The sequence below is a fragment of the Alphaproteobacteria bacterium genome (assembly GCA_005883305.1).
In the GTDB taxonomy this organism is placed as follows: domain Bacteria; phylum Pseudomonadota; class Alphaproteobacteria; order Sphingomonadales; family Sphingomonadaceae; genus Allosphingosinicella.
This window is the reverse complement of sequence record VBAC01000001.1, coordinates 2,537,229-2,563,336: the sequence shown is the minus strand read 5'-3', so window position 1 is coordinate 2,563,336 and position 26,108 is coordinate 2,537,229. Positions and strand designations below refer to the sequence as shown.

General features: G+C 64.8%; 28 protein-coding genes, 1 tRNA gene and 1 pseudogene. 22 read left to right on the top strand and 8 right to left on the bottom strand.

Going from position 1 to position 26,108, the window contains the following annotated elements:
* The first annotated feature begins 62 nt into the window (after window positions 1-62).
* The 6 genes from E6G92_12670 (at window position 63) to E6G92_12645 (ending at window position 4,712) form a co-directional block, all read left to right on the top strand.
* Window positions 63-614: a cytochrome c oxidase assembly protein gene (locus tag E6G92_12670; protein TMJ20546.1), complete on the top strand. Its 552-nt coding sequence runs from the start codon at window positions 63-65 to the stop codon at window positions 612-614.
* Window positions 615-647: 33 nt separating this feature from the next.
* Complete coding sequence (locus tag E6G92_12665; protein ID TMJ20545.1) at window positions 648-1,463, top strand: cytochrome c oxidase subunit 3; 816 nt, start codon at window positions 648-650, stop codon at window positions 1,461-1,463.
* A 159-nt stretch (window positions 1,464-1,622) separates the two neighbouring features.
* Entirely contained in the window at window positions 1,623-1,988 is a 366-nt protein-coding gene (locus tag E6G92_12660) for a DUF983 domain-containing protein (protein TMJ20544.1), read from the top strand.
* A complete protein-coding gene (locus tag E6G92_12655; protein TMJ20543.1) occupies window positions 1,985-2,605 on the top strand; it encodes an SURF1 family protein in 621 nt (206 codons plus the stop codon). The genes E6G92_12660 and E6G92_12655 overlap by 4 nt, the downstream gene beginning before the upstream one ends.
* A 20-nt stretch (window positions 2,606-2,625) precedes the next feature.
* Window positions 2,626-3,852 (top strand): insulinase family protein, encoded by a 1,227-nt coding sequence (locus E6G92_12650; protein TMJ20542.1) that lies wholly within the window; start codon window positions 2,626-2,628, stop codon window positions 3,850-3,852.
* Entirely contained in the window at window positions 3,849-4,712 is an 864-nt protein-coding gene (locus E6G92_12645; GenBank protein TMJ20541.1) for a class I SAM-dependent rRNA methyltransferase, read from the top strand. The genes E6G92_12650 and E6G92_12645 overlap by 4 nt, the downstream gene beginning before the upstream one ends.
* On the opposite strand, the gene E6G92_12640 is transcribed toward E6G92_12645, so the two are convergent.
* The 3 genes from E6G92_12640 to E6G92_12630 are packed head-to-tail and all read right to left on the bottom strand — an operon-like array spanning window position 4,709 to window position 6,293.
* On the bottom strand, window positions 4,709-5,350 hold the full coding sequence (locus tag E6G92_12640) for a heme ABC transporter permease CcmB (protein TMJ20540.1): 642 nt from the start codon (window positions 5,348-5,350) through the stop codon (window positions 4,709-4,711). The genes E6G92_12645 and E6G92_12640 overlap by 4 nt on opposite strands.
* On the bottom strand, window positions 5,347-6,012 hold the full coding sequence (locus tag E6G92_12635) for an ATP-binding cassette domain-containing protein (protein ID TMJ20539.1): 666 nt from the start codon (window positions 6,010-6,012) through the stop codon (window positions 5,347-5,349). Before E6G92_12635 ends, E6G92_12640 begins: the two co-directional genes overlap by 4 nt.
* Complete coding sequence (locus tag E6G92_12630) at window positions 5,892-6,293, bottom strand: metallopeptidase family protein (protein TMJ20538.1); 402 nt, start codon at window positions 6,291-6,293, stop codon at window positions 5,892-5,894. The genes E6G92_12635 and E6G92_12630 overlap by 121 nt, the downstream gene beginning before the upstream one ends.
* On the opposite strand from E6G92_12630, the gene E6G92_12625 reads away from it, so the two are divergent.
* The 6 genes from E6G92_12625 to E6G92_12600 all read left to right on the top strand — a co-directional run bounded on the left by E6G92_12625 (window position 6,279) and on the right by E6G92_12600 (window position 11,296).
* Window positions 6,279-6,623, top strand: a complete 345-nt coding sequence (locus tag E6G92_12625) for a 4a-hydroxytetrahydrobiopterin dehydratase (protein TMJ20537.1) — start codon at window positions 6,279-6,281, stop codon at window positions 6,621-6,623. The two genes, E6G92_12630 and E6G92_12625, sit on opposite strands and share 15 nt — an antisense overlap.
* 96 nt (window positions 6,624-6,719) lie before the next feature.
* Window positions 6,720-6,810, top strand: a tRNA-Ser gene (locus tag E6G92_12620).
* Window positions 6,811-7,070: 260 nt separating this feature from the next.
* Complete coding sequence (locus E6G92_12615; protein TMJ20536.1) at window positions 7,071-7,931, top strand: hypothetical protein; 861 nt, start codon at window positions 7,071-7,073, stop codon at window positions 7,929-7,931.
* Between the two features lie 54 nt (window positions 7,932-7,985).
* Window positions 7,986-9,299, top strand: a complete 1,314-nt coding sequence (locus tag E6G92_12610) for a DNA methylase N-4 (GenBank protein ID TMJ20535.1) — start codon at window positions 7,986-7,988, stop codon at window positions 9,297-9,299.
* Window positions 9,292-9,774 (top strand): hypothetical protein, encoded by a 483-nt coding sequence (locus tag E6G92_12605; GenBank protein ID TMJ20534.1) that lies wholly within the window; start codon window positions 9,292-9,294, stop codon window positions 9,772-9,774. Before E6G92_12610 ends, E6G92_12605 begins: the two co-directional genes overlap by 8 nt.
* The gene (locus E6G92_12600; protein TMJ20533.1) at window positions 9,701-11,296 is read left to right on the top strand and encodes a terminase; all 1,596 of its coding nucleotides are present in this window, start codon (window positions 9,701-9,703) and stop codon (window positions 11,294-11,296) included. Before E6G92_12605 ends, E6G92_12600 begins: the two co-directional genes overlap by 74 nt.
* Window positions 11,297-11,428: 132 nt before the next feature.
* On the opposite strand, the pseudogene E6G92_12595 reads toward E6G92_12600, so the two are convergent.
* Window positions 11,429-11,509: pseudogene (locus E6G92_12595) on the bottom strand (type I methionyl aminopeptidase).
* Window positions 11,510-11,581: 72 nt separating this feature from the next.
* Window positions 11,582-12,103 (bottom strand): hypothetical protein, encoded by a 522-nt coding sequence (locus E6G92_12590; GenBank protein TMJ20532.1) that lies wholly within the window; start codon window positions 12,101-12,103, stop codon window positions 11,582-11,584.
* A 355-nt stretch (window positions 12,104-12,458) separates the two neighbouring features.
* Here E6G92_12590 and E6G92_12585 point away from each other — a divergent pair, with 355 nt between their 5' ends.
* The 3 genes from E6G92_12585 (at window position 12,459) to E6G92_12575 (ending at window position 17,067) form a co-directional block, all read left to right on the top strand.
* On the top strand, window positions 12,459-13,238 hold the full coding sequence (locus E6G92_12585; protein ID TMJ20531.1) for a DUF1837 domain-containing protein: 780 nt from the start codon (window positions 12,459-12,461) through the stop codon (window positions 13,236-13,238).
* Window positions 13,225-16,653, top strand: coding sequence for a DEAD/DEAH box helicase (locus E6G92_12580; GenBank protein ID TMJ20530.1), 3,429 nt, complete (start codon window positions 13,225-13,227; stop codon window positions 16,651-16,653). Before E6G92_12585 ends, E6G92_12580 begins: the two co-directional genes overlap by 14 nt.
* Window positions 16,654-16,869: 216 nt before the next feature.
* A complete protein-coding gene (locus E6G92_12575; GenBank protein ID TMJ20529.1) occupies window positions 16,870-17,067 on the top strand; it encodes a hypothetical protein in 198 nt (65 codons plus the stop codon).
* Here the strand turns inward: E6G92_12575 and E6G92_12570 are convergent.
* From E6G92_12570 to E6G92_12560, 3 genes are read right to left on the bottom strand one after another with little or no spacing between them, the layout of a single operon-like run.
* Window positions 17,064-18,725 (bottom strand): recombinase family protein, encoded by a 1,662-nt coding sequence (locus E6G92_12570; GenBank protein ID TMJ20528.1) that lies wholly within the window; start codon window positions 18,723-18,725, stop codon window positions 17,064-17,066. The genes E6G92_12575 and E6G92_12570 overlap by 4 nt on opposite strands.
* Window positions 18,722-19,135 carry a DUF2924 domain-containing protein gene (locus E6G92_12565; protein ID TMJ20527.1) on the bottom strand — a complete coding sequence of 138 codons (414 nt, stop codon included), beginning with the start codon at window positions 19,133-19,135 and terminating at the stop codon, window positions 18,722-18,724. The genes E6G92_12570 and E6G92_12565 overlap by 4 nt, the downstream gene beginning before the upstream one ends.
* Window positions 19,136-19,137: 2 nt before the next feature.
* Entirely contained in the window at window positions 19,138-19,440 is a 303-nt protein-coding gene (locus E6G92_12560) for a DUF3489 domain-containing protein (protein ID TMJ20826.1), read from the bottom strand.
* 501 nt (window positions 19,441-19,941) lie between these two features.
* Between E6G92_12560 and E6G92_12555 the strand changes: the two genes are divergently transcribed.
* Genes E6G92_12555 through queC form a run of 7 tightly spaced genes read left to right on the top strand, consistent with a single transcriptional unit; the run spans window position 19,942 to window position 26,107 of the window.
* Window positions 19,942-20,901, top strand: coding sequence for a hypothetical protein (locus E6G92_12555; GenBank protein ID TMJ20526.1), 960 nt, complete (start codon window positions 19,942-19,944; stop codon window positions 20,899-20,901).
* Window positions 20,898-22,019 (top strand): DGQHR domain-containing protein, encoded by a 1,122-nt coding sequence (locus E6G92_12550; GenBank protein ID TMJ20525.1) that lies wholly within the window; start codon window positions 20,898-20,900, stop codon window positions 22,017-22,019. Before E6G92_12555 ends, E6G92_12550 begins: the two co-directional genes overlap by 4 nt.
* Window positions 22,016-23,347, top strand: a complete 1,332-nt coding sequence (locus tag E6G92_12545) for a hypothetical protein (protein TMJ20524.1) — start codon at window positions 22,016-22,018, stop codon at window positions 23,345-23,347. The genes E6G92_12550 and E6G92_12545 overlap by 4 nt, the downstream gene beginning before the upstream one ends.
* A gap of 7 nt (window positions 23,348-23,354) precedes the next feature.
* Window positions 23,355-24,392: a DGQHR domain-containing protein gene (locus E6G92_12540; GenBank protein ID TMJ20825.1), complete on the top strand. Its 1,038-nt coding sequence runs from the start codon at window positions 23,355-23,357 to the stop codon at window positions 24,390-24,392.
* Between the two features lies 1 nt (window position 24,393).
* Window positions 24,394-25,026 carry a 7-carboxy-7-deazaguanine synthase gene (queE, locus tag E6G92_12535; GenBank protein ID TMJ20523.1) on the top strand — a complete coding sequence of 211 codons (633 nt, stop codon included), beginning with the start codon at window positions 24,394-24,396 and terminating at the stop codon, window positions 25,024-25,026.
* Window positions 25,026-25,400, top strand: coding sequence for a 6-carboxytetrahydropterin synthase (locus E6G92_12530; protein ID TMJ20522.1), 375 nt, complete (start codon window positions 25,026-25,028; stop codon window positions 25,398-25,400). The genes queE and E6G92_12530 overlap by 1 nt, the downstream gene beginning before the upstream one ends.
* Window positions 25,367-26,107, top strand: a complete 741-nt coding sequence (gene queC, locus E6G92_12525; GenBank protein TMJ20521.1) for a 7-cyano-7-deazaguanine synthase QueC — start codon at window positions 25,367-25,369, stop codon at window positions 26,105-26,107. Before E6G92_12530 ends, queC begins: the two co-directional genes overlap by 34 nt.
* Window position 26,108: the final 1 nt, after the last annotated feature.

The window sequence follows — 26,108 nt, the reverse complement described above, 5'->3', positions numbered from 1 at the left end:
CTGCTCGGCGCGTTCGTGATCCTCGTCTATGCGATCAGCCTCGTGCGCATGGGGATGGGCGAATGATCCGGGCCCTGGACCGCAACGCGCGCACCGGACTGCTCGCCTTCCTGCTGGTCGCGGCGATGGTCGGCGTCGCTTATGCGAGCGTGCCGCTCTACCGCATGTTCTGCCAGGTGACGGGCTTCGCCGGCACTCCGCGGCGCGCCGCGACCGACCAGGCGCCGGGCGATGCCGGCCATATGATCTCGATCCGCTTCGACGCCAACCACAGCTCCTCCCTGCCCTGGCGGTTCGAGCCGGTCGACACCCACCGCAACGTCGCGATCGGCGCGCGCAATATCGCCCTGTTCACCGCCCGCAACCTTTCCGACCACGCGGTCACCGGAACCGCGACGTTCAACGTCACGCCGAGCCAGGCCGGGCAATATTTCACCAAGATCCAGTGCTTCTGCTTCACCGAGCAGACGCTGAGGCCGGGGCAGGAAGTGCAGATGCCGGTGGTCTTCTTCGTCGACCCCAAGATCCTCGACGATCCGGACGCCCGGAACATAAGCGAGATCACCCTTTCCTATACCTTTTACCCAGTGGACCGGCGCCCGAGCGGAAGCTAGAGGACGCCTGCAAAGCCCAAGGACGGACGGAAAATGGCCGGAGCGAAGACCCACCAATATCATATCGTGAATCCGAGCGTGTGGCCGCTGGTGGGCTCCATATCGGCGATGGCCTTCTTCATCGGCATGGTCCGCTGGATGCACGATCTGCCCTATGGCGCGTACATTATCGGCGCCGGCCTGATCGGGATCCTCTTCACCATGCTGTCCTGGTGGATGGACGTGGTGCGCGAGGCGCACACCGGCGATCACACGCCGATCGTCCAGCTCCACCTGCGCTATGGAATGATCCTGTTCATCGCCTCGGAGGTGATGTTCTTCGTCGCCTGGTTCTGGGCGTGGTTCAACGCCTCGCTCTTCCCGTCGACCGCGGAGAGCGTCGGCGGGGTCTGGCCGCCCGAGCATATGCACGTGCTCAACCCGTTCGGCTGGCCGCTGCTCAACACGCTGATCCTGCTCTGCTCCGGCTGCACGGTCACCTGGGCGCACCACGCGCTGATCCACAATCACCGCGACGGGCTGATCAAGGGGCTGTGGTGCACGATCGCCCTTGGCCTGCTGTTCACCTCGATCCAGGCCTATGAATATGCCCACGCGCCGTTCGGGTTTAAGGACAATATCTACACCTCGGCCTTCTTCATGGCGACCGGCTTCCACGGCTTCCACGTCATCGTCGGAACCATCTTCCTCACCGTCTGCCTGATCCGCGCCTACAAGGGCCACTTCACGCCGCGGCAGCATTTCGGCTTCGAGGCGGCCGCCTGGTATTGGCACTTCGTCGATGTCGTGTGGCTGTTCCTGTTCCTGTGCGTCTACGTCTGGGGCGGCTGGGGCGCGGAATATCACTAGGCGTCCTTCGATACGGGCCTTCGCCAAGCTCAGTCCCTACTCGGGATGAGCGGATAGGGTAGGAAACCGCTCATCCTGAGTCGCCCCTTCGACTGCCTGCCAAGGCAGGCGCTCAGGGTAACTTGCGAGCCTGTCGAAACGGCGTATCGAAGGACCCCGATGCCTCCGACCGAACCACCAGCTCCCGCGGCGGCGGCGCTCAAGGGCCTCTGCCCCCGCTGCGGTAACCGCACGCTGTTCGCCGGCCTCGCGACCTTCGCGCCGGCCTGCCGCGCCTGCGGGCTCGATTTCGCCGGCTTCAACGTCGGCGACGGTCCCGCCGCCTTCCTGATCTTCATCGTCGGCGGGATCGTCGTCGCTCTGGCCATCGCGCTCGAGCTCAGCGCCTCCCCGCCCTGGTGGCTTCACGTCGTCCTGTGGCTGCCGCTGACCGCCATCCTCACCGTCGGACTGCTGCGGATCGCCAAGGGATTCCTGCTGGCGCTCGAATACCGGCACCGCGCCCGCGAGGGGCGGATCCAATGAGGCGCGTTCCGATCGTCCCGACGATCGTGGTGCTCGCCGCGGCGGGCATCATGATCGCGCTCGGCGTGTGGCAGCTGCACCGGGCCGAGTGGAAGGAGCGCCTGCTCGCGCAATATGCGCAGGCCGCGACGATGCCCCCGGTCGACCTCGATCCGCTGCTCGACGGACGAACGGCGCTTCCGCCGCTCGGCTTCCGCCGGGCGCTCGTTACCTGCCATGCGCAGGGGCAGGAGCCGGACATCCATGTCGGCCGCAACGGCGCGGACGAGGTCGGGCAGGTCTATGTCGTCCCCTGCCGGCCGGGCGCCGCAGGGCTCGCCGGGCGCCTTCGAGTCAATCTCGGCTGGGCCGCGCGGCCCGACGCCGTGGACCGCCTCACGCTCGAGGGGATCGTCGCCGGCCGGCTCGGCGCGGTCGAGGAGGAGGGACCGATCACGCTGACTGCCGCCACGGCGCGGGCGCCGCTCGTCCCAAGCCAGCCTTCGAGCATGGAGAACATTCCCAACAACCACCTGGCCTACGCCTTGCAGTGGTTCTTCTTCGCCGCCACCGCGCTCGTCATCTATGCGATCGCACTGAGGCGGCGGGGCGCGCCCAAGTTGCCGCCCGAGCCCTGAGCGCCTAAATCCCCGCGTTCATGATGAAGCTTACCACCCTAGACAGCGGCCTCAGGGTCGCCAGCCGGACGATGCCCGGCTTCGAGACCGTGGCCGTCGGCCTTTACGCCGACGCCGGCTCGCGCCACGAGCCGGCGCGGGTCAACGGCATCGCCCACCTGTTCGAGCATATGGTGTTCAAGGGCGCCGGCGGCCGCTCGGCGCGCGAGCTCAGCGAGGCGATCGAGGACGTCGGCGGAGACCTCAACGCCGCGACCGACCGCGAGGGAACGAGCTTCACCGCCAGCCTGCTCGCCGAGCATCTGCCGCTCGGCATCGAGATCCTCGCCGACATGATCCAGCGCCCCCATTTCCGCGACGAGGATCTCGCCCGCGAGAAGGAGGTCGTGCTCCAGGAGCTCGGCGAGGCGCGCGACACGCCGAACGACATCATCTTCGACGATTTGTGGATGGCCGCCTATCCGGACCAGCCGCTCGGCCGCTCGGTGCTCGGTGACGAGGGAAGCATCGCGGCGATCGGAGTCGACGACCTCCACGCCTGGCGGACCGACCAATATCGTACCGGCAACCTCTATCTGGTTGCGGCCGGCAAGGTGGATCACGAGGCTCTGGTGGCGCTCGCGATGCGGCATTTCGCCGGCCTCAGCGCCGGCACGCTCGAAGCGGCGGAGGCGGCCCGGTTCGCCGGGACCGCCCGCACCCGCCGGCCGCGCGCCGACCAGGCCCATCTCACCGGCGCCTATGCCGCCCCGACCATCGGCGCTCCCGATTATCACGCGGCGCGGCTCTTCTCCGACGTGGTGGGATCGGGCGCCTCGTCGCGCCTGTTCCAGGCGGTGCGCGAGGATCGGGGCCTCGCTTATTCGGTCTGGTCGCAGCTCCAGCCCTATCGCGACGGCGCCCTCTTCTATTTCTACGCGGCGACCGCGCCGCGCGAGGCGGCGGCCGCGGCGGCGCTGATCGCCGACGTCATCGCGGAAACTGCGGTCGACGCGACCGAGCGCGAGCTTCAGCGCGCCAAGGCGCAGGCCAAGGCCGGCCTTTTGATGTCGCTCGAAACCGCCTGGGGCCAGGCCAATTACGTCGCTCGCCAGCTCTCGCTCTACGGCCGGCTCGACGAGCCCGACACGGTGGTGCGCGAGATCGAGGCGGTGACCCTCGACCAGCTCCGGGCGGCGGGCGCGAAGTTGATCGCCGGGCCGCTCGCCCGGGCGACGATCGGCGTTCCGGCGGTGCGCGCGGCGTGACGCTCGAAACGCTGATTGCCGAGCCCTGGGCCGATTACGGCCTCGTCGACAGCGGCCACGGCCGAAAGCTCGAGCGCTACGGCCGCTATCGCTTCATCCGGCCCGAGCCGCAGGCGATGTGGGCGCCCGCCTCGGCGGATTGGGCCGCGGACGGCGAGTTCGTCCCCGGCTCGGACGAGGAGGGCGGGGGCCGCTGGCGCTTCGACCGGCCGGTCCCCAAGGACGGCTGGGACCTTAGCTGGGAGGAGGTGCGATTCCGCGCCCAGGCGACGCCGTTCCGCCACCTCGCTTTCTTCCCCGACATGGCGCCGCAATGGACCTGGATGCGCGAGCGATTGGCGCCAGGCGGGGAAGCGCTCAACCTGTTCGGTTATACCGGAGTCGGCACTCTGGCGATGGCCGCGAAGGGCGCTCGGCTGACCCATGTCGACGCCTCGAAGAAGTCGGTCGAATCGGGCAAGGCCAATGCGGTGCTCTCCGGCATGGATGACAAGCCGATCCGCTGGATGGTCGACGACGCCGCCAAGTTCGCCGCGCGCGAGGTGCGGCGGGGCCGGCGCTATGACGGCATCATCCTCGATCCGCCCAAGTTCGGCCGCGGCCCGGCAGGCGAAATCTGGCGGCTCGAAGAAGGGCTGCCCGGGCTGATCGCCGACTGCCGGGCACTGCTCGACTCCGACAGCCGCTTCCTCGTCCTCACCGTCTACGCCGTGCGCATGTCCGCGCTGGCGATCGGCGAGTTGCTGAGCCAGGCGCTGGCCGATCTCGGCGGCAAAATGGAATGCGGCGACATGGCGGTGCGCGAGGAAGCGCGCGGCCTGCTGCTGCCGACCGCGATCTTCGCGCGCTGGAGCCGCTAGTCCCGCAATGCCCGGATTGCCGCGCCCGCCGCGAAGGGCGCGCCGGCGACCAGCAGCAGCGAAACGGCGCCGAGCAATTGCAGCGCGCCGCTCTCGTTGCCGCGCTCGAGATAGCCGGCGCCGAAGATCAGCAGCGGCACGGCGAGCGGCAAAACGAGGAGGCCGGCGAGCGCGCCGCCGCGCCTGAGGCCGGCGGTGAGGGCGGCGACCCCCAAAGTCAGCGCCGCGAGGCCGGGCGTGCCGATGAGCAGCCCGATCTCAAGCCGGACCAGCGCCTGCGCGGGCAGCTTGAGCAGGGCCGCGCCGGGGATGGCGGCGAGCATCAGCGGGGGCGCGAAGCTGAGCCAGTGGCCGGCGAGCTTGGCGAATGCGATTGCCTCTTCGCTGATGCCCGAAAGCGCCAGTTGATCGAGCACGCCGGCCGAGCGGTCCGGCTCGACCAGCCGGTCGATCGGCAGCAGGGCCGCGAGCAGGGCGGCCATCCACAAGGCCCCGCCGCCGGTGCGGGCGAGCAGCGGCCCGTCCGGTCCCACCGCGAACGGGAAGAGCGTCGCCACGAGGAGGAAGAAGACCAGCGGCAGAAGCGCCGCTCCGCCGGTCGCCGACAGGCGCAGCTCGCGAAGGATCAGGCGGGTCATCCGAGCTTCACCTGAGCCGCGCCGGTAAGGGCGAGCGGCTGGTGCGAGGCGGCGAGGATCGCGCCCCCTTGCGATCGGTGCGCCGCCATCGCCGCTTCGAGTCGGGCCAGACCCTCGCCGTCGAGCCCGTTGGCCGGCTCGTCGAGCAGCCAGAGCGGCGCTCCGGACGCCACCGTCCGCGCCAGCGCCGCGCGCTTGCGCTGTCCGGTCGAGAGCATCCGCACCGGCACGCCGGCGAGCGGCCCGAGGCCCATCGCCGCGATGCCGCGTTCGGGATCCGGGACCCAGAAAGCGAGGGCATCGCCGAGCCGTTGGCGCTCGTCGAGCGCGAGCCGCTCGTCGGTCAGCGCGGCTGCGGCCCGGCTCACCCTCCCGGACGAGGCGCGGAGCAAGCCTGCGGCCAGCCGGATCAGGGAGGATTTGCCGGCGCCGTTCGGCCCTGCGACGAGCGCTGCCTCGCCTGCTTCCAACCTGAGGCTGAGGCCTTCGAACAGCAGCCGCCCGCCGCGGACGCAGGCCACGTCCTCCAGGGAAAGCAGGCTCAACCCGCCTGCTCCTCGATCGCGTGCATGTCGGCGTCGGAAAAGCCGAAATGATGGCCCACCTCGTGGACGATGACATGGGTGATCAGCGCCTCGAGGCCGACTCCGGTCTCGGCCCATTCGTCGAGCAGGGGGCGGCGGTAGAGGTGGATCATCGGCGGCAGCTCGCCCGAAGCCCAGGCGCTTTCCTCGCGCATCGAGCGGCCGGAATAGAGGCCCGAAATCTCGAACGCGTCCTCGACGCCGAGCGAATCGAGCACCTCGTCGTCCGCGAATTCCTCGACCCGAAGCACGACGTTGGCGAGGTGGCGCCGGAAGCCCTCGGGCAGCCGGGCGATCGCCGCCTCGGCCAGCCGCTCGATCGCCGCCGCGTCGGGCGCGTAGGTTTGACCGTCGGCCATCGAGCGGGACATAGAGGGAGGACAACGAAGGAGGAAGAGGTGCTGACCGAGACCGAAAGGAACGAGGCGCTTGCGCTCCTGCCCGGCTGGGCCTTCGACGCGGAGCGAGGCGGCATCGCCCGGAGCCTGAAGTTCGCCGATTTCGGCGCGGCCTTCGCCTTCATGACCCGAGTCGCGCTCGAGGCGGAGAAGGCCGATCACCATCCCGATTGGCGCAACGTGTGGAACCGCGTCGACATCCTGCTTTCGACCCACGATGCGGGTGGCGTGACGGCGAAAGACATCGCTCTGGCGCAGAAGATCGACGCGATCTCAGCCAGCTTGCCCTGAGCGCCGGCTCTCCCTAGATGGGGCGCCTTCCAGTGCGAATTGGTTGCGAACCCGATTCACGCCCGCCGCTGCGCGGCGACCGATCGGGTTCGATGCGGAGCGGTGGCCGAGTGGTCGAAGGCGCTCGCCTGGAAAGTGAGTATACGGCAAAACCGTATCGAGGGTTCGAATCCCTCCCGCTCCGCCACCTAGTCTCTCTTTGCAGAGACTGCTCTACGCCCGGATGAGAAAGTCGCGCAGTTCTGCGCCATTTCCCTGTCTGCACGGTACTTCGGAGAGTCGATCGAAGGCGCGAACAGGCCCAGCAATTCCGAGAATTCTCCGACCCGGCCAGCCGCAGTACCGTTTCACACAATTCCCTGCACTGCAGGGAATATGCAGGGAATTTTGCTCCCCACCGACCCGTTTCGCGGCTGCCGGTCGGCACGAACTGGCCGAAAACTGCCAATGCCCAAGCTGAATTCCCTGCCTCGGGCGAGCAGAGTTTTCCCCAACTCGTTGCAGGGACGACGTGGCGAAACGGGCAATCTTGGGCTATGGCGCGCTCGGAGGTTTGAACACGTGCCGCGCCGTCGTCGCAACGATCCTGCCGGTATTTCCGACAATCCCAACGTGGTCACCGATCCGGAACGCGTCGCGAAGCGCGTCGCCGAATTGAGGCGCCGTCTTACCTATCTCGAACAGAGCTATTCGCTCGAAAAGCAGCTCGGTCTCGATATGAAGGGGTTCAACGAATCTCTTTCTCGACTGAAGCGCGCGGTGGCTCGTCCGCGCAAGATCGACGTACCGGAAACGCGGCTCAATCCCTGGTTGGAGCTTGCCATCAACATTCAAGCCCGGAAGCTTGCCGGTCTGGCGCCCGACGCCCTGCTTCTCGCCGATCACGATTGCTTCGTGCAGCAGGCCGCTAGAGAGGTTGCCGAACGGGTCACCGCCTTGCGAGGCAATCCTGGCGACCGCCTGCTTCGTCGCTACGTCGAGGGGCTGATGGCGCTCTGCCAGGAGTTTACGGGCACACCTGTCGTCGCGATGCGGCACAAGGACAGCGTGTATGACCCTCAGATTCCTGGAACGGCGGGCAGAGTGATTCGACTAATCGTGGACCTGCTTGAGCCCGGGATTAGCGAGACCAAGCTAGTTCACTGGATCTGTGCCGCGCGTCGCAAATATGCTGGCAAACCGATGCGGTTTCGCGACCTTTTTCCCGGCTATGGTGCGATCGTCGATGAGAGCACCGGGCTACCAACCCTTCCTGCTCCGTACCGCCTGGAGTTGCGGGCAATCAGCCAGCCTATTTCTTGTCCTTAGCGGACCCTCCCCCATCCCATAAGTGGATTGCTCCCCTGATTCGAAGGAGCAGTCATGGCCGACAATTCCAACCACCTGCAGATCGAGATGGTGCCCCACGGCTCCATCCATCCGAACCCCCAAAATCCCCGCAGGCACAATCGCAAGCAGCGCGGCCAGATGAAGAGCTCGCTGCGCCGCTTCGGCTTCAAGGGCGCGCTCATCGTCGACAAGGAGACCGGCATGATCCTCGCCGGCAACGCCTTGTGGGAGGCGGCAGGCGAACTCGGCATGGACGAGGTCCCGGTGATCCGGGCCAGCTTCGCGACCGAGGCCGATCGCCGCGCCTTCATCCTCGCCCATAACAAGCTGGCGGATCTGAGCAGCTTTGATGCCGAGATCGTGGCCGAGGAACTCAAGTTCCTGTTCGACAGCGGCTATGACTTCGAAGTCACCGGGTTCACCACCAACGATCTCGACTTCTCGATCGTCTCCGAGCCGGAACCCAATGAGATCATTGAGCTGCCGGATCCCAACGCGCGAGCGGTGAGCCGGCTCGGCGATCTTTGGCATGTTGGGCCGCACAGGATCCTATGCGGCAACTCGCTCGACACGGTGAGCTATGAGGCGCTGCTTGCCGACGAGCTTGCCGACATGATCTTCTCCGATCCGCCCTACGGTGTGCGCATCAACGGGCACGTGTCGGGTCTCGGCAAGATCCGGCATCGCGAGTTCGAGATGATGTCGGGCGAGCAGAGCCCGGCGGAGCTGATCGCATTCTTCCGCCGGATCTTCCGCAACTGCGTCCAGTTCTCCCGTGCGGCCTCGATCCACTATCACTGCATAGATTGGCGGCACGCGCGCCAGATGCAGGACGCGGCCGACGGCGTCTACACAGAGTTCAAGCAGCTGGTTGTCTGGGACAAAGGTTCGGGTGCGATGGGCGCCTTCTACCGCAGCCAGCACGAGCTGATCCTCGTGTTCAAGTCCGGCCGCGGTCGACATACCAATAATTTTGAACTCGGCCAGCAGCGCTATCGCACCAATATCTGGCGGTACGACGGTGCTGCCCAGTTCAGAAAGGGCCGACAGGAGGATCTGGAGGCTCATCCCAGCGTGAAGTCGACCGCCATGGTGATCGACGCCATCCGCGACTGCTCGAACACCGGCGATCTGATTCTCGACCCGTTCGCCGGCTCAGGGACGACCGCGGCCGCGGCCCATCACGCCGGCCGGCGCTGCGCCACGGTCGAGATTGATCCACTCTACGTCGACACCGCGCTCAAGCGGCTTTGCAAGGTCACCGGCCGCCCTGCCATTCACGCCGATGGTCGTACCTTCGACGAGGTCGCTGCCGATCGCGCCAGCGAGGAGGCGACCGATGTCTGACGACAACGATGATTATGAGGTCGGCTACGGCAAGCCTCCAAAGCACAGCCGTTGGAAGCCCGGCGAGTCCGGCAATCCGCGTGGCAAGGAGAAGGGTCACAAGGGGCTCAAGACCGATCTTGAGGCTGAGCTCAATGCGACTGCCACGGTCACTGGGAAGGATGGCTGGAGCAAGAAGGGACGTCAGCAGCGCCTTGTCATGGCGACCTTGTGCCGCCGCGCCGCGAACGGGGATATCAAGGCCCAGGCGCTCCTGATTCCAATGATCCTGAACATCTTCGGGGTGGAGGATCGTCGTGCCGGACCGAAGACTCTCTCGGCGCAGGACCAGACACTCCTCGATGAGCTTTTGGCGTCGGAGGCGGAGGAGGAAGACGAAGACGGCCTCGTAGCTGAGAGTGGTGGCGAAGATGGCCACTTGCCTCCTGCGCCTGACCCCACGCCCACCGATGACGAGGGGGACGACAATGCGTAAGCCCGTCGACGATCCCCACGCCTTGCTCCTCGCCTACATGCGTCAGGACTTTGGTGCTTTTCTGCGGAAGGCCTTTGCCTGGGTCAGCGCAGGCGAACCGCTCCTTTGGAACTGGCACTTCGATGCCATCGCCCATGAACTGCACCGCGTTGCGAACCGAAGGTGCCGCCGCCTGCTCGTCTCGCTGCCGCCACGCAACGGCAAGTCCAAGGCGATCTCGATTGCGTGGGTTGCCTGGATGCTGGGCCAGAACCCGAAGCTCAATTTCGTCTGTGTGAGCTACTCGAACGAGCTGTCGGCCAAGCTCGCCCGGGACTGCCTCGCGATCATGCAAGCGCCTTGGTATCGCGAGCTGTTCCCGCGGACGATCATCTCGGCCAAGCGGTCCGCGGCCTACGACTTCGAGACGACCGCAGGCGGCGGACGCCTTGCCACATCAGTCACCGGCACAATCACGGGCCGCGGCGGTGACATCATCGTTCTCGACGACGTCATCAAGCCTGACGAGGCGGATTCCGACACGGTCCGGGAGGCGGTCAACGAGTGGTACAAACGGACGCTGGCGTCGCGGCTCGACGACAAGGCAACCGGTGCCATCATCTGCGTGATGCAGCGTCTCCATCAATATGATCTAGCGGGGACGATGCTGGAGACCGGCAAGTTCAGGCAGCTGTCGCTGCCGGCGATCGCCCAAGCCGATGAGGTGATCCAACTCACGCGCGGGCGAAGCCATATTCGCCGGGTAGGCGATGTGCTCCATCCCCAGCGGGAATCGCTGGAGGTGCTGGAGGAGATCAGGGCGGAAATGGGCTCGCGAGCGTTCGCAGCCCAGTATCAGCAGGATCCGGTCCCCGCACTTGGCAACATCCTGAAGGCTGCCTGGTTCAGATCCTACGGTAAGCTCGAGAACGCGCCCGGCGGGGGCATGGTCGTCCAGTGCTGGGATACGGCGAGCAAGGCCGGGCTCCGGAACGACTGGTCCGTCTGCGTCACTGCAATCGTCGTCGGCAAATACGTCTACATCATCGATGTATTTCGCAAGCGGATGGAGTTCCCGGAGCTGAAGGCTCAGGCGATCCGCCTGGCGCGGCTCTATCGGGCAAGGGTCTTGCTGGTCGAGGACCAGTCGTCAGGCATCGCCTTGATCCACGAGCTGCGGAAATATCCGGAAGCCGGCGTGCCCGTTCCGATCGCGCGCAAGACGGAGGGAGACAAGATTTCGCGCGTGGAGGGAGTCAGCGCGATGGTCGAGGCGGGGCAGTTGCTTCTGCCCGATGACCCGCCATGGCTCGCCGAATTCAAGTCCGAGCTGTTGGGATTTCCGAGCGCGCGGCACGATGATCAGACCGATGCAGTTGCGCAGTTGCTGCACTGGGTCCGCAGCCGACACTCCACCAGCAGTGGACTGGCAGCACCGATCCTGTTCTGGACTGATGAATATGGCGGCAGGCACGTGAGTGGCGGCGAGGCATACTGCTTTGGCGAGGGCTCTTACGACTCGGATTTCGACCCTTGGCTATGATGGATCGGTACCAAGTCGCAGAACGGCAAGGAGTGGCCGAAAGCGGACTGGCAGGTTTCTCGAGCGATTTGCGGAAAAGCTGACATTCGCGACCCGCGATGCCTGGCTGGCTGAGGCTGCAATCTTCATCTTGCTAATCATGGCTATTTCGTCGGGACGCAGCGTCAGCACCGACACGCCGGTAACTGTAACGGCAACGGTGTGCGGAAAGCGATCCAGTCCATGCTGCGCTAAATCATCGTCGCATAGGCGCGCGTACCCCCCGCGTCCTAGCCTGCTTGCCGGCTAGGGTCGGGTGATCGAGCGGGCGGCCCTGGAGCTCTCCTGACAGAGCTTGGAAAGGAGGATTTCGGCAATCCAGCGCCTGCTGCCATGGGTACCGCCGAGGATCAGATAGTGCGCGCGGCGCCCATCGATGCGATAGGTTGATGCAGCATTTTGGAAGTGTGCGATTTTGTTGAGCGCCTCACGGAGGCTGATCGAGCGGTAGTTCGCGTGGGATCGAACGATTCGAGCGGCGGCGACCATCTCGGCCTGCTCTTGCTCGCCTACGCGATCGACCATGAACCCCGACGGAACGTTCATGTAGGCTGCGTCGAGAATTCCCTCGTCCTGGGCATTGCGCAATATCTCGAAAAGACTCGCGAGAGCGGTCCACGCACGCGCGGAGGTCGACTCCATGCGAACCGTATCACGCGCCGCGACCGCTGCCTTGAATCGGCTCGATGACCGGCGGATCGTCCGCAGGATCGGCATAGCGCGCCGGCCCCGCGGGATGATCTGGAAATACCCGGTCGCTCGTGCCATTCGCCTCCACTCCCAGCGCGACGATGGCAGAGCATTACGAGGAATGGCAAGCAAGGGCGAAGGTGGGGACTGACTCTCTCGGCTCTGGTGGCGAAGAAACCTTCTAAGCTTGGGGTCGCAGGTTCGAAGCCTGCCGGGAGCGCCAGTTTTCCGCCATTTCTTTGTTACCTAGCGTGGCGCTAGGTAACGCATAGGTAACATCGGGCAGAGCTTCAGTGGCATCTAGCCAGCGTCCACGACACGTCCGTTAAGCACTCTACACAGTGCGCGTGAAACCAGCCCTCGGTTCAGGAAAGCCCGTACCGTTTGCTCGACCGTTCCCATCTCGCGCATAAGGTCCGCCGGAGGGAACAAAATGCCGTTGTATTGGGACTGGTGCGAGTGCGTCGAAGAAGTGACAGGGCGCAAACGCCTGTGGCTGCTGACCGAACAGGCCGGCGGCCGCGAACAGATCTGGGCGCTGCTGCTCGAGACTGTCAGGAGCCATTACGATCATCTCGACCGGATCGCTGCCGACGCGGCGCGGCTCGGATACGAGAGGGCGGCGGAAATCCTGCGCACGCGCATGCCCACCGAGGAACGGGCGCGGTCGGGCGATCTAGGCGAAATCCTCGCCTCCTTACTAGCCGAAGACACGCTGGGATTCCGCATTCCGGTCAAGCGCCTGCGGTTCAAGGACGGCCGCAACATGGCGCTGAGGGGCGACGACTTTATCGGCGTCGTCGTCGCCCAAGGCGGCCAGCTCCGGCTTCTCAAGGGCGAATCCAAGAGCCGCCAGGAGCTGGCGAAACCCGCGATATCCGAGGCGCGCGAAGCGCTCGACCGCGACGACGGGCGATGCACGCCGGAATCTCTACTTTTCGTAGCCGATCGGTTGCTCGACAGCAACGACGTTGACGATCAGGCGCTCGGCCAGGCGCTACGCGACGAGATCGGCCAGAAGTCGCTGCCGCCGGGGCGGATCGACCACATGCTGTTCACGCTCTCGGGCAATGCGCCGCCGCCGTCGCTGAAGGCGGATCTAGACGGGGCCGGCGGCGATCGAAGCCACTATAGCATCAATCTTCGCGTCCCCGACCATGGTGCGTTTATCGGGAGCGTATTCGTTGAGGCAGGCAAACTTGGAAACGCCTGACGAACTGATCGTCTTTATTGTCGACGCAACCCAGGACGGCGTGTGGGGCGGGCTTCTCAAGCGCGGGGCGGCATGGTCGATTATCCGGCGCGAAGGCGTTCTTCCCGCGGACGCGCCGCCACTCGGCCGCACGATCGAAACCGATCTCGCCGAATATGGCTTCGCGCTGCTGCGGGCCGCGCTAGCGCTCAAGGAGCGCGCGGGCGAAAGCGAGATCGGGCGCAAGGGATTCGAGTTCGCGGCCAATGCGTTCGAGGCGCTGGTGCGGAACGGCACGCCGGATTCGGTGACGCGCAGCTTCTACCGCACGGTCGCTGCGGCCGCCTATCACCTCGCCGGTTTCTCGGCGATCGCCTTCTCGCTGTTCGGCGACCGGGCTGGCGGCTTTAACGAAAGCCCGGCCGAAACAGCGCTGGTCCTGCTGATGCTGCGCGATCTCGACGGGCTGCGGCGCCACGTGCGCGCGCGGCTGACCGATGACAGTCTCAGCGATGACGGCCTGTGGTTCGCGCTCGAACAGCATCATATCGACACCGATCAGGCTATCGCCGAAATTCTCAGTTCGACTGTCTGCCGCGCGCTGGCCTATTATGACTTCGCGCTCCAGACCGGCCAGGCGGCGCTGGTCGTCGAAGCGATAGCGCTGCTTGACGCGGGTCTGGCGCTTGCGGCGAACGCTGGTGTCGTCCCGGCTTGGTGGTTGCTGCGGCTCTGCCGCAACATGATCGACGATCTTTGGGCGCACTCGCTCCACGTCAATCTGCCGCACGATCCTCCCCCGGGCGGCGAAGAGAAGTATCCCGACCTGCGGCGGCTGTTCCTAGGTTCGCTCTATGCGCGTAAGAATGCAGAGGTCGAATTGTGGCCGTCGCAGCGCGAGGCCGCGCGGCGGTCGAGCGACCTGACCGATGATCTTGTCGTGGCGCTGCCGACAAGCGCGGGAAAAACGAGAGTGGCGGAGTTGGCCACCTTGATGACGCTGTCGACCGGCCGGCGCGTACTAATCGTCACGCCGCTGCGCGCATTGTCGGCGCAGACCGAGCGCTCGTTCCGCAATAGCTTTGCCCCGCTCGGTTTCTCCGTGTCTTCGCTATACGGCGCATCGGGCATGTCGCCGGGCGACGAAGATGCGCTACGCACGCACAAGATCATCATCGCGACGCCCGAGAAGCTCGACTTCGCGCTACGCTCCGATCCGAGCATCATCGACGATGTCGGATTGATCGTGCTCGACGAAGGCCATCTGATCGGTCCGACCGAGCGCGAGATCCGTTACGAGATCCTCGTTCAACGGCTGCTGCGCCGCCCGGACAATGCCGACCGCCGGATCGTCTGCCTGTCGGCGATCCTGCCCGGCGGCGACCCGCTCACTGACCTCACCGCCTGGATACGCTCCGATGCACCGGGGGACGCGGTGGAGTCCGACTGGCGGCCGACCCGGCAGCGGTTCGGAACAATCGCGTGGCAAGGCCAGTCGGCCAAACTTTGCTTCGACCTCGAAGCCGATGGCCCGTGGGTCGCGCGGTTCGTCGAATTGGCCGGCCCGATCAAGCCACACAAGAAAGCGCGGCCGACGAGTACCAAGGAGCTGACGCTGTTCGCGGCGTGGGAATTCGCTGAGCAGGACAAGCGCACCCTGATTTTCCAGCCCCAGGCCAACTCGGTCATCGGCTACGGCGCGACGATCGTCGACCTCTGTGCGCGTGGCTATCTTCCCCCCCTCCTCGACGATGAAGCCCCTATTGCCCGCGCTCTAGAGATCGGGCGTGAATGGCTCGGCGAGGATCATCCCGCGGTCGGCTGTCTCAGGCTCGGAGTCGCGATCCACCACGGCAGACTACCCAGTCCCTTCCTGCGTGAGATCGAGCGGCTGCTAGCCGACGGCGTGCTCAAGGTGACGGTGGCGTCCCCAACTCTGTCGCAAGGGCTCAATCTCAACGCGGCCGTGCTGCTTGCCCCCTCGCTCTATCGCGCCGGCGAACTCATCAAGGGTGAGGAGTTCGCTAACGTCGCGGGCCGGGCCGGCCGTGCGTTTATCGACGTCGAGGGTCTCGTGCTCCATGTCATGTTCGAGCCGGATGACTGGCGGCTCGCTACGTGGCGCGGACTGGTCAATTCTGCGCGGCACCGCGAGCTGCGCAGCGGCCTCATTCAGGTCATCAACCTGATCGTCGAGCGCATGGCGGCGCAGGGTGTCTTCGATCGTGCCGACGCCGCGGAATATCTCGCCAACTCCCGCGAAGGCTGGCTGCCTCCCGACGAGGCGCCGGATGACGTCGGCGAGGATGGGGACGCGGACCAGGCCGTCGAGCAAGAACCGCTGTCGCAGCTCGTCGAGAAGCTCGACGCGACTGTCTTCGGGCTGATCGAAGCGCTGGATTCGGACAGCGACGATCTGCCCCGGCTTCTGGACGAGGCGCTGCAGGGCTCACTTTGGGCGCGGCAGGTCGACCGCGAAGGCGATCATGCGCGGAACAACCATCGGTTCATCCTGCAAACGCGCGCCAAGCTGATCTGGAATTCGACGACGCCACTGCAGCGGCAGGGTCATTTCGCAATGGGGGTCGGACTGGAAGCGGGGCTTGCGCTCGATGCGATTGCCGACGAGCTGGCGGCGCTTGTCGACGAAGGCGATCTCGCGGCCTTGCGCGGCGACGCTGAGGCATTGGGTGATGCACTGGTCGCGCTTGCCGAACGGTTGCTCGCCATTCGCCCGTTCACGCCCGACGCCGACCTTCCCGGCAATTGGCGCGACGTACTGCGCGCCTGGGTCGCGGGCGCGGATGTCGGCGTGATCGGCGCGGACAATATGAAGCTGGTCGAGGACGTGTTCACCTACAAGCTGGTCTGGGCGCTCGAGGCGCTGAGAACTCGGCGCCTGACGCAAGGCTGGGAGCCGGACACGATCGTCGGCGGCGCGGCCGCAGCCTTGGAAGCCGGCGTGCCGGATTTCAAGATGTCGATGCTAGTCCGCGCCGGCTTGCCGTCGCGCCGCGCCGCGATGGCGGCGGTTCAGCTCGGCGGGGCGGACTTTCTCGACGGCACCGGAATGCGGGCGTGGCTGGAAAGCGACGCCATTGTCGCATTCGCCGACGCTGGGGATTGGCCCACGCTGGAAACAGCAGCCCTATGGAAGCGGTTCCGGGACGAAACGCTCAGCGCGGCGATTCAGCGCTGGCACTATGTTGGGGCGAACCGCGCCCTTGTCGATCAGGTTGCGATCCCACCGGGACTATATCGTGTCGAGCGCGACGAGGCAGCAGGCGACAACTGGCTTACCACACCCGATTATCGGCGGCTCGCCCGCATCGCCGGAAGCGTCCGCATGACGCGACCCAGCTTGATCGCGGCGCGCGTCACGGAGGGCGTAAACCATCTCCGCATCGAACGGCTTGGCCGCGGCATCCTGATCTGACGGCATGCAAATGGCGCTTGCACCGCGCTTCTTGGCGTCAGTAGTTCGGCGCTCTTGTGCGAAGGGCAACGAACAATCTATCGCTATCGCTTGCCCTATCCGGCGCGCCTAGCGGCGCAAAGGCGAGGGCTTAGGCTGCCGCCTGACATCCAAAAAGCTCCGTCTGGACTTGTGGCTCACATGACCGCTTCGTGTCTCGTGACAGGAGGTGTGATCATGGACGATGCGACTGAGCTGGTGCTGCGGCTTAGCACCGCGGCCGGCATGATCATGGAGGACGCGTGCCCGATGGCCATTTCGGTACCTACACCGGGTGGCATGAACCCAAATCTCGCCGACCTCGAGCAAGCGACACGCGATGCCAATCTGCTCATTCAGGCGGCTCAGGTTCTCGCGCGCCGCAATATCCGCTAGGATTCACCCCGCGGCATCAGGCGCCGCACCTGATCTGTCCAGCCCATGTCCACCGCGCCCGGCGAGGTGAGCGCCCCAGCATCGACTTCGGCCCGCAGGGCTCCGGCCAGGATTGCGTCCACGACCGGAGGGGCGAGGAAGGCCAGCCGCACGACGCGAGTCACGTAGGATCGGCAGATACCCTCGCGGTCTGCCAGCAACGTGACAGTAACGTTCCCGCTCCTGAGCTCTTGCCACCAGCTGCGGCCCCGGACCACCAGCCTTACAAGTGCCGCCTCCGGCAATTGCCCGGGAGATGCGCCATTTCCCTGCACCAGCCGCATCGCCCGTCCGGAGCGGGTCAATCTCACCTCCGATCCGAGTATGAAGGACGGCCGTGCGTTGCCGGCCTGGCCGACGCCAAGTGCGACGCCAACTGCCTTGCTGTCACATTCGATCTCGATGCGTGCGTCGAACACCTGAACCCGAGTTAGCAACGCACGTAGCATCAGGCGATCCCGGCGTTGGAGCTTCGTCGCACATCGCGCCGCGCGCTCCACGAAACCCACATAGTCTGTTGGGGCGACCGCGAGCCACGCCGTGGCGGACAGCCCGACAGGATCCTCGAACGCCCGGGCCAAGCAATCCGCCACGACCGTCTCGATCTCAAGCGCTGGTATCCGCAACGTCGGACTACCAGCCCTATCGACTGGTCGGCTCACATAGTAGCGATACCGTCTGCTGCCCTTGCAGGCATGGGAGGCGATGAGCGGCGCTGCGGATGCGTCGATGATCTTTCCGGCGAGTGGGCTCGGGCTGGCCGCGCGAGCCGCCCGGCGCTCACCCTGGAGATGGTCCGCCAGCATGGCCTGCACCCGGTCCCAGGTTTCGCGATCGATAATCGCCTCGTGCTGGCCGGGATGGATCGCGCCGCGATGTCCGATATTGCCGGCGTAGATGGGGGATTTGAGAATGGTGTAGAGCTGACCCCGCGAAAATGGCCCGCCTCCAAGTGCGCGCCCGGACGCGGTGACGCGAGGGGGTGCAAACAGCCCATCCCGTTCAAGCTGTTCCTTCACCAGCCGCACATTGCCGAGGACAAGGTAGCGACCATAGATGTCCCGGATAAGCCCGGCATGATCGGGGACGATCTTCAGCGTCCGGCCATCGGGCGCATAGCCCAGCGGCGGCACGCCGCCCATCCACATGCCCTTGGCCTTGGAGGCCGCGATCTTGTCTCTGATCCGTTCGGCGGTCACCTCGCGCTCGAACTGGGCGAAGGACAGCAGCATGTTGAGCGTCAGCCGACCCATGCTCGTCGTCGTGTTGAACGACTGGGTGATCGAGACGAACGAGACTCCCGCCCGGTCGAACGCCTCGACCAGCTTCGCGAAGTCCAGCAGCGAACGGGTCAGCCGGTCGACCTTGTAGACAACAATGATGTCGACCTTGCCGGTCGCAACGTCGCTCAGCAGCCGCTGGAGCGCCGGCCGCTCCAGCGAGCCGCCCGACAAACCTCCATCGTCATAAACGTCCGGCAGCTCGGTCCAGCCTTCGCTGGCCTGACTCAACACATAAGCGGCGCAGGCTTCGCGCTGGGCGTCGAGCGAATTGAAGGCCTGTTCGAGGCCCTCCTCGCTCGACTTGCGGGTATAGATGGCACAGCGCACCGTCTTCATGCCGCCAGCCTCTTCTTCAGCCCGAAGAAGGCGGGCCCTGACCAGCGCGTACCGGTGATGGCACGCGCGACCTCGCTCAATGAGCGCCACTCCCGCCCGTCCCAGCGGATCACCTCGTCCTCCCCGACAAGGACGACATGGGCACGCCCGTTCCACTCGCGGACCAGCCGCATGCCGGGCTGCGCCGGGCTGGTGCGGGTCTTGCCGCGCTTCTGCTGGTCCAGCTTCTGCTGCGTGGACCGGGACAGCCCGCCATACGCCTTGGCCTGGGTTTCCCAGGCAAGAGCCAGACGCAGCATCGAGGGGCTGATCCGAGGCAGCGGCCCGCCGGTCAGCCGCTGCCACTCGGAGCGCAACTGCGCCGGCGACATGGTCGCCAGCGCAGCCAGTTGGTCATCAACAGAGGCCATGGTCAGGCTTTGGTGATGCGGTAGCAGGTCGTGTCGCCACGCTTGCACTTGTCGATCACATGGCCCTTTTTCTTGAGCCCTGTGAGCGCGGCACGGGTCGTGTGAGGCAGCCAGCCCGTCGCCTCGACCATCTCGGCGAGCGTGGCGCCTTCTTCCCGCTGCAGCATGGCGACGACTGCGGCGTTCTTGGTCTGGCGCTCGGGTTTGGGCTCAGAAGTCTTTACGGGCTTGCCAGTGGTCGCAGGCCTGGAAGCCTCGTCGGCGTCGACATTGATGGCCAGGCGGCCGGCGTCGGTGATGAACATGCCGAAGCGGTTATCGCCGTCGGTCCGCCAGGTGCTGGCCGCGTCAGTCGCGGGGCATTCCTCGACGAGGCCGCGCTTCGCGAGCGAGGCAATGGCCTTGGTCAGGCGACCCTCCGCGTCGGCGATCGAGGCGGCGGCCGGCAGCAGGCTGCCGTTGTCGCGCGTGGAGGAGTTGGTCAGCAGGATCAGCTGGATGTCGTTCAACTTGGTCATGGTGGTGGTCCTTCTCAGGTGAACGACACCATTGTCGCTCCCACCACCAGAAGCCCGGCCGATCGGATCGGCGGGGCAGGGCGCCCTCATCCGGAGGGGCGATACACCAGACCAGCAATGCTCGGTTCGACGCGCTAGTCCAGCGAAACCTGCACTCTTCAATTGCACTGCCACAGAACGGCGCTTCCGGAGGCAGGGCTATCTTGCGAGCACATTCCTCTAGCATTTTTCTGTGGATAAGTCGGAAGAATAAATGTGGCTAAGCCTGCCGACACGGGATAATAATAAATGCGCCTCGAAGAGTGGGCGGGGACGCTGTATTTTGTCATGCTAGTGATCACAACCTGCACCAATCGGAAGCGTCAGCCGATCGCCGCGAAACTCCACGTCGCCTCGCTCCCGTATGCGGATCGGGACAAGCTCGTTGCCGAATGGACCCGTCGGCTCGCCTCCGAAAAGGCGCTGCGTCCCGTGACAGATCTCTATGCCGGTCGCGGCTTTCAGGAAGCCGTGCTTGCCGCCCGCCGACTCGGTGCCGAACTGTTCGTGGCCTCAGCGGGCTTGGGTCTGGTCCGCGAATCCGCGACCGTGCCGTCGTACGCCTGCACCATCCTTGCCAATGCCCACGACAGCATCGCGGACCGAGTTGGCGAGGGCTTTTCGGCGGCCGCCTGGTGGCGACAGATCAACCAGGCATCGCCATTCGCGGTTTCGTTGGCCGCGTCCGTCGCATCTTCGAGAGGCTTGGTCTGCGCGGCGCTTTCGGAGAGCTATATCGGGATGATCGAGGCCGATCTCGTCGGTCTTGACGACCAGGCGCGCGGCCGATTGCGCCTGTTCACTGGCGCGCCGCTTGAGCGAATCGCGCCGCAATTGCGGGCCTGTGTCATGCCTTATGATGACCGGCTCGAGGGAGCCGACAGTCCGATCCGCGGTACCCGCAGCGACTTTGCCAGCCGTGCCCTCCATCATTTCGCGCAGGCGATCGCGGTGCCGGACGACCGACGCTCGGAGGCGGAGCATGCGGATGCCGTTCGCCGCGCGACCCAAGGCTGGCAAGCGCCGGCGCGCGTTGCGCGCGCGCGGCATGACGACGAGTCATTGCGGGCACTGCTCCATCAGCATTGGGAGGCTGCTGGCGGCAGCTCTTCCCGCCTGCTTCGTCTCTTTCGCGATCAGCTCCATATCGCCTGCGAGCAGGGGCGCTTCGCTACGCTTGCCCGTGAAGTGCGGACCGAACGAGCATGACGCGACGCGAGTATCTTTCGGTGCGCGCGGTGCGCGCCGCGCAGGGAAAGGGGACGGACGTCTTCGCCTTCTTCTTGCTCGGCTCAGACATCACGCGGATTGCCGACATCAGCCGCATTCAGCGCGATGACAAAGAGCTGAAGGGTTTTCAGCGGGGTGAGATCCGCCAGCACGTCAATGCGATCACCGCCTTCCTCGACAGCGGCCCAGTGCTGTTCCCCAATGCGATCATCCTGGCGATGGCGCCCGAGATCGAGTTCGCGTCGGCCCGCGGGCGCAAGCCCGGTAACATCTGCGACGTCGGCGACGCCGGCACGCTGACCATCCCGATCTATCCGGAAGGACGGCGCGCAGCCTGGATCGTCGATGGGCAGCAGCGCTCGCTCGCGCTCGCCCAAGCCAAGGACAGGTCGATCGCCGTCCCGGTCGTCGGCTTTGTCTCGGCGGAACTGGAAACGCAGCGCGAGCAGTTCATATTGGTCAACAAGGCCAAGCCTCTGCCGACAAGGCTGATCAACGAACTGCTCCCAGAGGTTAGCGTTCTGCTGCCCCGCGACCTTGCCGCGCGTCGGCTGCCCAGCGCCTTGTGCGAGGCGCTCAATAACGACCCGGCTTCGCCATTCCATGGCCTTATCCGGCGGGAGTCGAACGCTAAGGCCAAAGGCGGCATCATCACCGATGCGGCTCTGATCGAAATCATGCGTCTCAGCCTACGATCGGCCATGGGGGCTTTGGGCCAATATAGGCGTAACGGTGACGGCGCCGACACTGAGGCGATGTACGAGGCGCTGCTCATTTATTGGCGGGCGGTGCGCGACACTTTTCCCGAGGCCTGGGGCAAGCCTGCGACCCAGAGCCGGCTCATGCACTCGGCGGGTATTCGCGCCATGGGCGCACTCATGGACCAGATCATCCTGCGCGCCGACGCTAGTGCGGACCGGGCTGGTGCCGTCAGTCAGATGCTGAAACGGATTGCTCCGCATTGCCACTGGACCGGCGGTCGCTGGGACGGGCTTGGCCTTGGCTGGAACGAGATCCAGTCGACCTCGCAGCACATCACCAAACTCACCGAACACCTCCTCCACCTAGAACGCGATCTGGCGAAGGCGGCGTCATGAAGTTCATCTTCGCCGACAGCCTCGACTATGTGGATCCCGCGTTCGATTTCCTTGCTGATCGCAGCCCAGCGGGGCGCCAGCCCTATTGGGATGACGCCTATCCGCATGAGATCCTGGGCTATGCGCCCTATGACGGCGTGCTGGTGTCGCGCGGGATTGTTGGGGATCACCGGGTCAAAGGCAAGTATACGGCGAGCCAGGCGCGCCGCTTCGCCCTGGTCGGCGCGCGCAAATTCCTTCGCCTCGACAAACCGGAATTTGCACATCTCGATATCTTCGGAGATTGCGGCGCGTTCACTTACGTCCAGGAGGATCGGCCCCCCTACACGCCCGCGGAAATGGCCGAATTCTACGATGAATGCGGCTTCACCCATGGCTGCTCCGTGGATCATATCATCTTCGACTTCGACCCCGCCGGCGTGGGATTGGAAGGCGGCTCCCAAGACGCCCGACACCGTTTCGAGATCACGCTCGAGAATGCGGACGGGTTCCGCCGTGAGTCGATCGCGATGGACGCCGATTTTACCCCGCTTGGCGTGATCCAGGGCTGGTCTCCGGGTAGCATGGCGGAAGCGGCCCGCCGGCTGGTTGCAATGGGTTATGGCTACCTCGCAATCGGCGGGATGGTTCCGTTGAAATCGCCCGAGATCAAACTATGCTTGGAAGCGATCCGCGGCGCCATCCCGGCCTCGACCCGGATGCATATCCTTGGCTTTGCCAAAGCCGATGATATCGACAGCTTCCATGGTTACGACATCGCGAGCTTCGATACGACATCTCCGCTGATCCGCGCGTTCAAGGACGCCAAGCAAAATTATTATCTGCCGGGGGACGGGCTGGCGTTGCGCTACTTCACCTCGATCCGCGTCCCTCAGGCGATCGAGAACCCCAAGTTGCAGCGATCGGTGAAGAAAGGCGTGTTCAGATCCGAGGATCTGGTGCGCATGGAGAGCGCAGCGCTTGGGTCGCTACGCGCCTTCGACCGGGGCGCAGCCGACCTTGAGGAGACCCTGCACCATGTGCTCGTCTACAGCGCACCGCTCTTCGAAGAGAAGCCTTACGAAGACTGCAGCGATAGTCCGACCCTCGCGCGCCTCGCCCGGCGCTATCGCGAGACTCTCCTTGAACGTCCTTGGCGACAATGTCCGTGCGCAATCTGCGCGGACGCGTCGATCGAGGTCATTATCTTCCGTGGAAGCAACCGCAACAAGCGGCGCGGCATCCACAACCTCGCAATCTACAAAGACCATATCGAACGATTGGACCTGAAGCGTGCTGTCATCCGAACCAATGAAATATCTCGCCCTTTGTGCGCGGCAGAGCAGTGAGCATCAGGTGCTCACCTTCGCGGCGAAAGCTGCGGATGTGTTGCGCTTCGCTGCAATCGACCGAATCGGCCGCGACGCGCATGGCGAGATCAGTGGCTTCCAGCGCCCGCAAGCGGCGGCGCACATCCGCGAAATCCGCGACTATCTCGAGAAGCCGAACGCCGTTCTCCCAAACCCGATTGTGGTGGCCTTCATCGACCACGTCATCGTTGAATATCGTGAAGATGGGTCAGCCATGCTGTCGATTGACGTGAGAGAGGGACCGCCCGGTCTCGTCGTCGACGGGCAACAACGTTTGTCGGCCCTCGTCGACATCGACCGGGATTTTGAAATCTTCATTTCGGCGCTGATTTGCCCCGACGAGGCAGAACTGCGCCGTCAATTCGTCCTCATCAACAATACGAAGCCCTTGCCGAAGTCGCTCATCTACGAACTGCTGCCGATGGTGGACGACCTCCCGCCCCGCCTGAGCCGCCGCTCAACCGCAGCCGACCTGACCGCTCGCCTCAATTTCGAGCACACGGCCCTGAAGGGCTATATCAAGCAGCACACCTGCCCGGACGGCATTGTCGCCGACACCGTGATGCAGAAGATCATCATGGAATCGCTTTCAAACGGCGTCATGCGAGAGCTCGTCAATTTACCCAAGGGAGCGGACAAATGCGTCCGGCTCATCTCCAATTTCTTTGAGGCCGTGAAGCGGGTCTTCCCTGAGGCCTGGTACGGCCAAGAACCATCGTCCTCCCGCCTCCTCCACGGCGCCGGCATTCAGGCCATGGGCGATGTGATGGAGGTCTTGGCACAGCGCGCCGGCGCGCGAAGCACCGACGAATTTCAGATAGGGCTCCAGTGCCTCAAGGGCCGGACCGCCTGGACCGAAGGCGAATGGGAGTTGGGCGGGGAGATTCGCCGCTGGAATGCGCTCCAGAACGTCAATCGCGACGTCGCCCTTCTCAAGCACTATCTGGTGAACCTGGTGAAGTCGGACTTGCGCAAGAAGCGACGAGCCGCGTCGGCCCAGCTTCGAGAAGGCGCGGTGAGCTGAGATGGCATATGCCGTCAAGGAGGTCTTCAAGACCCTACAGGGCGAGGGCGCCCAAGCTGGACGCGCCGCTGTCTTTTGTCGCTTTGCGGGCTGCAATCTTTGGTCAGGTCGCGAGCAGGACCGCGCAACAGCGATATGCACGTTCTGCGACACGGATTTCGTGGGCATGGACGGCACCGGAGGCAGCCGCTTTGCCGACGCCGAGGCACTGGCAGACGCCATTGAAGCCGAGTGGGCCGGATCGCGCGCGAGACGCTACGTCGTCTTGACCGGCGGCGAACCGCTTCTCCAGGTGGATGAGGCGTTGATCGACGCCCTACACGACCGCGAGTTCGAAGTCGGCGTCGAGACGAACGGCACCATTGCGGCTCCGGCCGGCCTCGACTGGATCTGCGTCAGCCCGAAAGCCGATGCTGAGCTCGTGCTGCGCGAAGGCGATGAGCTGAAGCTGGTATACCCGCAGGAAACCGCCCGCCCCGAGCAATTCGAAGGCTTGGCATTCCGTCACTTCTTCCTGCAGCCCATGGATTCACCGACCGCGGTCGCCAATTTGGCGGCAACGATCTCCTATTGCACCGAGAACCCGCGCTGGCGCCTCTCGCTTCAGTCGCACAAGATGATTGGAATTCGCTGATGTTCGAGCTCAGCAAGCAGTTCCTCTTCGACGCTGCCCATACGCTGGAGCGCTCGATCGATTCCGAGTCCAGCCGCCGCATTCACGGCCATTCCTATCGAGCAGAAATCACCGTTCGCGGCCGCCCCGATCCGACGACCGGCATGATCGTCGATCTCGGCCTGCTTGAACAGACCATGGCGGATGCCCGCAATGCCCTCGACCATCGCTTTCTCGACGAAATCAACGACCTCGGGCCTGCCACGATGGAGAATCTCTGCCGCTGGATCTGGGTGCGGCTTCGACCGGAAATCGCCAATCTCGCCAAGGTCAGCGTCTTTCGGGACAGCAGCGGCGAGGCATGTTCATATTGGGGCGAAGAGGTGGAGGCGTGATCGCTGAAGAACGCGCGCTGGTTCTGTTCTCAGGCGGACAGGATTCCGCCACCTGTCTCGCCTGGGCGCTCGATCGGTTCGCCCATGTCGAAACGGTCGGGTTCGACTACAGCCAGCGGCACCGCGTTGAACTCGCGTGCCGCTCCCAGTTTCGAGAGCAAGTGATCGGAATCAGGGCCGAATGGGCCGATCGCCTGGGCCCTGACCACATGCTTGACCTGTCCGTCCTCGGCCAAGTCAGCGAAACGGCACTAACGCGTGATGCCGAGATAGCTCTTCGCGACGACGGATTGCCGAACACCTTCGTGCCTGGACGCAACCTGCTCTTCTTCACACTGGCCGCCGCTTTGGCATCTCGGCGGCAGTTGCGACATTTGATCGGTGGTATGTGCGAGACCGATTATTCGGGCTATCCCGACTGCCGCGATGACACGATCAAGGCTCTGCAGGTGACGCTCAGTCTCGGCATGGGCAATCGCTCGGTGCTACACACGCCGCTCATGTGGCTCGACAAGACAGCGACTTGGCGGCTGGCCGAGGAACTCGGCGGAAATGCACTGGTCGAGTTGATACGCGTGCAGACCCATACATGCTATCGCGGCGATCACGGCGTTCTCCACGATTGGGGTTTTGGGTGCGGAACCTGTCCCGCCTGCGATCTTCGGGCTAAGGGGTGGGACGGTTATCGAGGCGCGAAAGCCGCTTAGC

What these genes read in the sequence shown, in the direction of transcription:
- queC (TMJ20521.1), top strand. Translation starts at nt 25,367, where the DNA reads ATGTTCATATTGGGGCGAAGAGGTGGAGGCGTGATCGCTGAAGAACGC.
- E6G92_12590 (TMJ20532.1), bottom strand. Translation starts at nt 12,103, where the DNA reads ATGGCACGAGCGACCGGGTATTTCCAGATCATCCCGCGGGGCCGGCGC.
- queE (TMJ20523.1), top strand. Translation starts at nt 24,394, where the DNA reads ATGGCATATGCCGTCAAGGAGGTCTTCAAGACCCTACAGGGCGAGGGC.
- E6G92_12575 (TMJ20529.1), top strand. Translation starts at nt 16,870, where the DNA reads ATGGACGATGCGACTGAGCTGGTGCTGCGGCTTAGCACCGCGGCCGGC.
- E6G92_12655 (TMJ20543.1), top strand. Translation starts at nt 1,985, where the DNA reads ATGAGGCGCGTTCCGATCGTCCCGACGATCGTGGTGCTCGCCGCGGCG.
- E6G92_12635 (TMJ20539.1), bottom strand. Translation starts at nt 6,012, where the DNA reads ATGGGCCGAGACCGGAGTCGGCCTCGAGGCGCTGATCACCCATGTCAT.
- E6G92_12650 (TMJ20542.1), top strand. Translation starts at nt 2,626, where the DNA reads ATGATGAAGCTTACCACCCTAGACAGCGGCCTCAGGGTCGCCAGCCGG.
- E6G92_12585 (TMJ20531.1), top strand. Translation starts at nt 12,459, where the DNA reads ATGCCGTTGTATTGGGACTGGTGCGAGTGCGTCGAAGAAGTGACAGGG.
- E6G92_12630 (TMJ20538.1), bottom strand. Translation starts at nt 6,293, where the DNA reads ATGGCCGACGGTCAAACCTACGCGCCCGACGCGGCGGCGATCGAGCGG.
- E6G92_12605 (TMJ20534.1), top strand. Translation starts at nt 9,292, where the DNA reads ATGTCTGACGACAACGATGATTATGAGGTCGGCTACGGCAAGCCTCCA.
- E6G92_12615 (TMJ20536.1), top strand. Translation starts at nt 7,071, where the DNA reads ATGCCCAAGCTGAATTCCCTGCCTCGGGCGAGCAGAGTTTTCCCCAAC.
- E6G92_12560 (TMJ20826.1), bottom strand. Translation starts at nt 19,440, where the DNA reads ATGTTCATCACCGACGCCGGCCGCCTGGCCATCAATGTCGACGCCGAC.
- E6G92_12570 (TMJ20528.1), bottom strand. Translation starts at nt 18,725, where the DNA reads ATGAAGACGGTGCGCTGTGCCATCTATACCCGCAAGTCGAGCGAGGAG.
- E6G92_12550 (TMJ20525.1), top strand. Translation starts at nt 20,898, where the DNA reads ATGACGCGACGCGAGTATCTTTCGGTGCGCGCGGTGCGCGCCGCGCAG.
- E6G92_12530 (TMJ20522.1), top strand. Translation starts at nt 25,026, where the DNA reads ATGTTCGAGCTCAGCAAGCAGTTCCTCTTCGACGCTGCCCATACGCTG.
- E6G92_12610 (TMJ20535.1), top strand. Translation starts at nt 7,986, where the DNA reads ATGGCCGACAATTCCAACCACCTGCAGATCGAGATGGTGCCCCACGGC.
- E6G92_12545 (TMJ20524.1), top strand. Translation starts at nt 22,016, where the DNA reads ATGAAGTTCATCTTCGCCGACAGCCTCGACTATGTGGATCCCGCGTTC.
- E6G92_12565 (TMJ20527.1), bottom strand. Translation starts at nt 19,135, where the DNA reads ATGGCCTCTGTTGATGACCAACTGGCTGCGCTGGCGACCATGTCGCCG.
- E6G92_12555 (TMJ20526.1), top strand. Translation starts at nt 19,942, where the DNA reads ATGCGCCTCGAAGAGTGGGCGGGGACGCTGTATTTTGTCATGCTAGTG.
- E6G92_12670 (TMJ20546.1), top strand. Translation starts at nt 63, where the DNA reads ATGATCCGGGCCCTGGACCGCAACGCGCGCACCGGACTGCTCGCCTTC.
- E6G92_12660 (TMJ20544.1), top strand. Translation starts at nt 1,623, where the DNA reads ATGCCTCCGACCGAACCACCAGCTCCCGCGGCGGCGGCGCTCAAGGGC.
- E6G92_12665 (TMJ20545.1), top strand. Translation starts at nt 648, where the DNA reads ATGGCCGGAGCGAAGACCCACCAATATCATATCGTGAATCCGAGCGTG.
- E6G92_12640 (TMJ20540.1), bottom strand. Translation starts at nt 5,350, where the DNA reads ATGACCCGCCTGATCCTTCGCGAGCTGCGCCTGTCGGCGACCGGCGGA.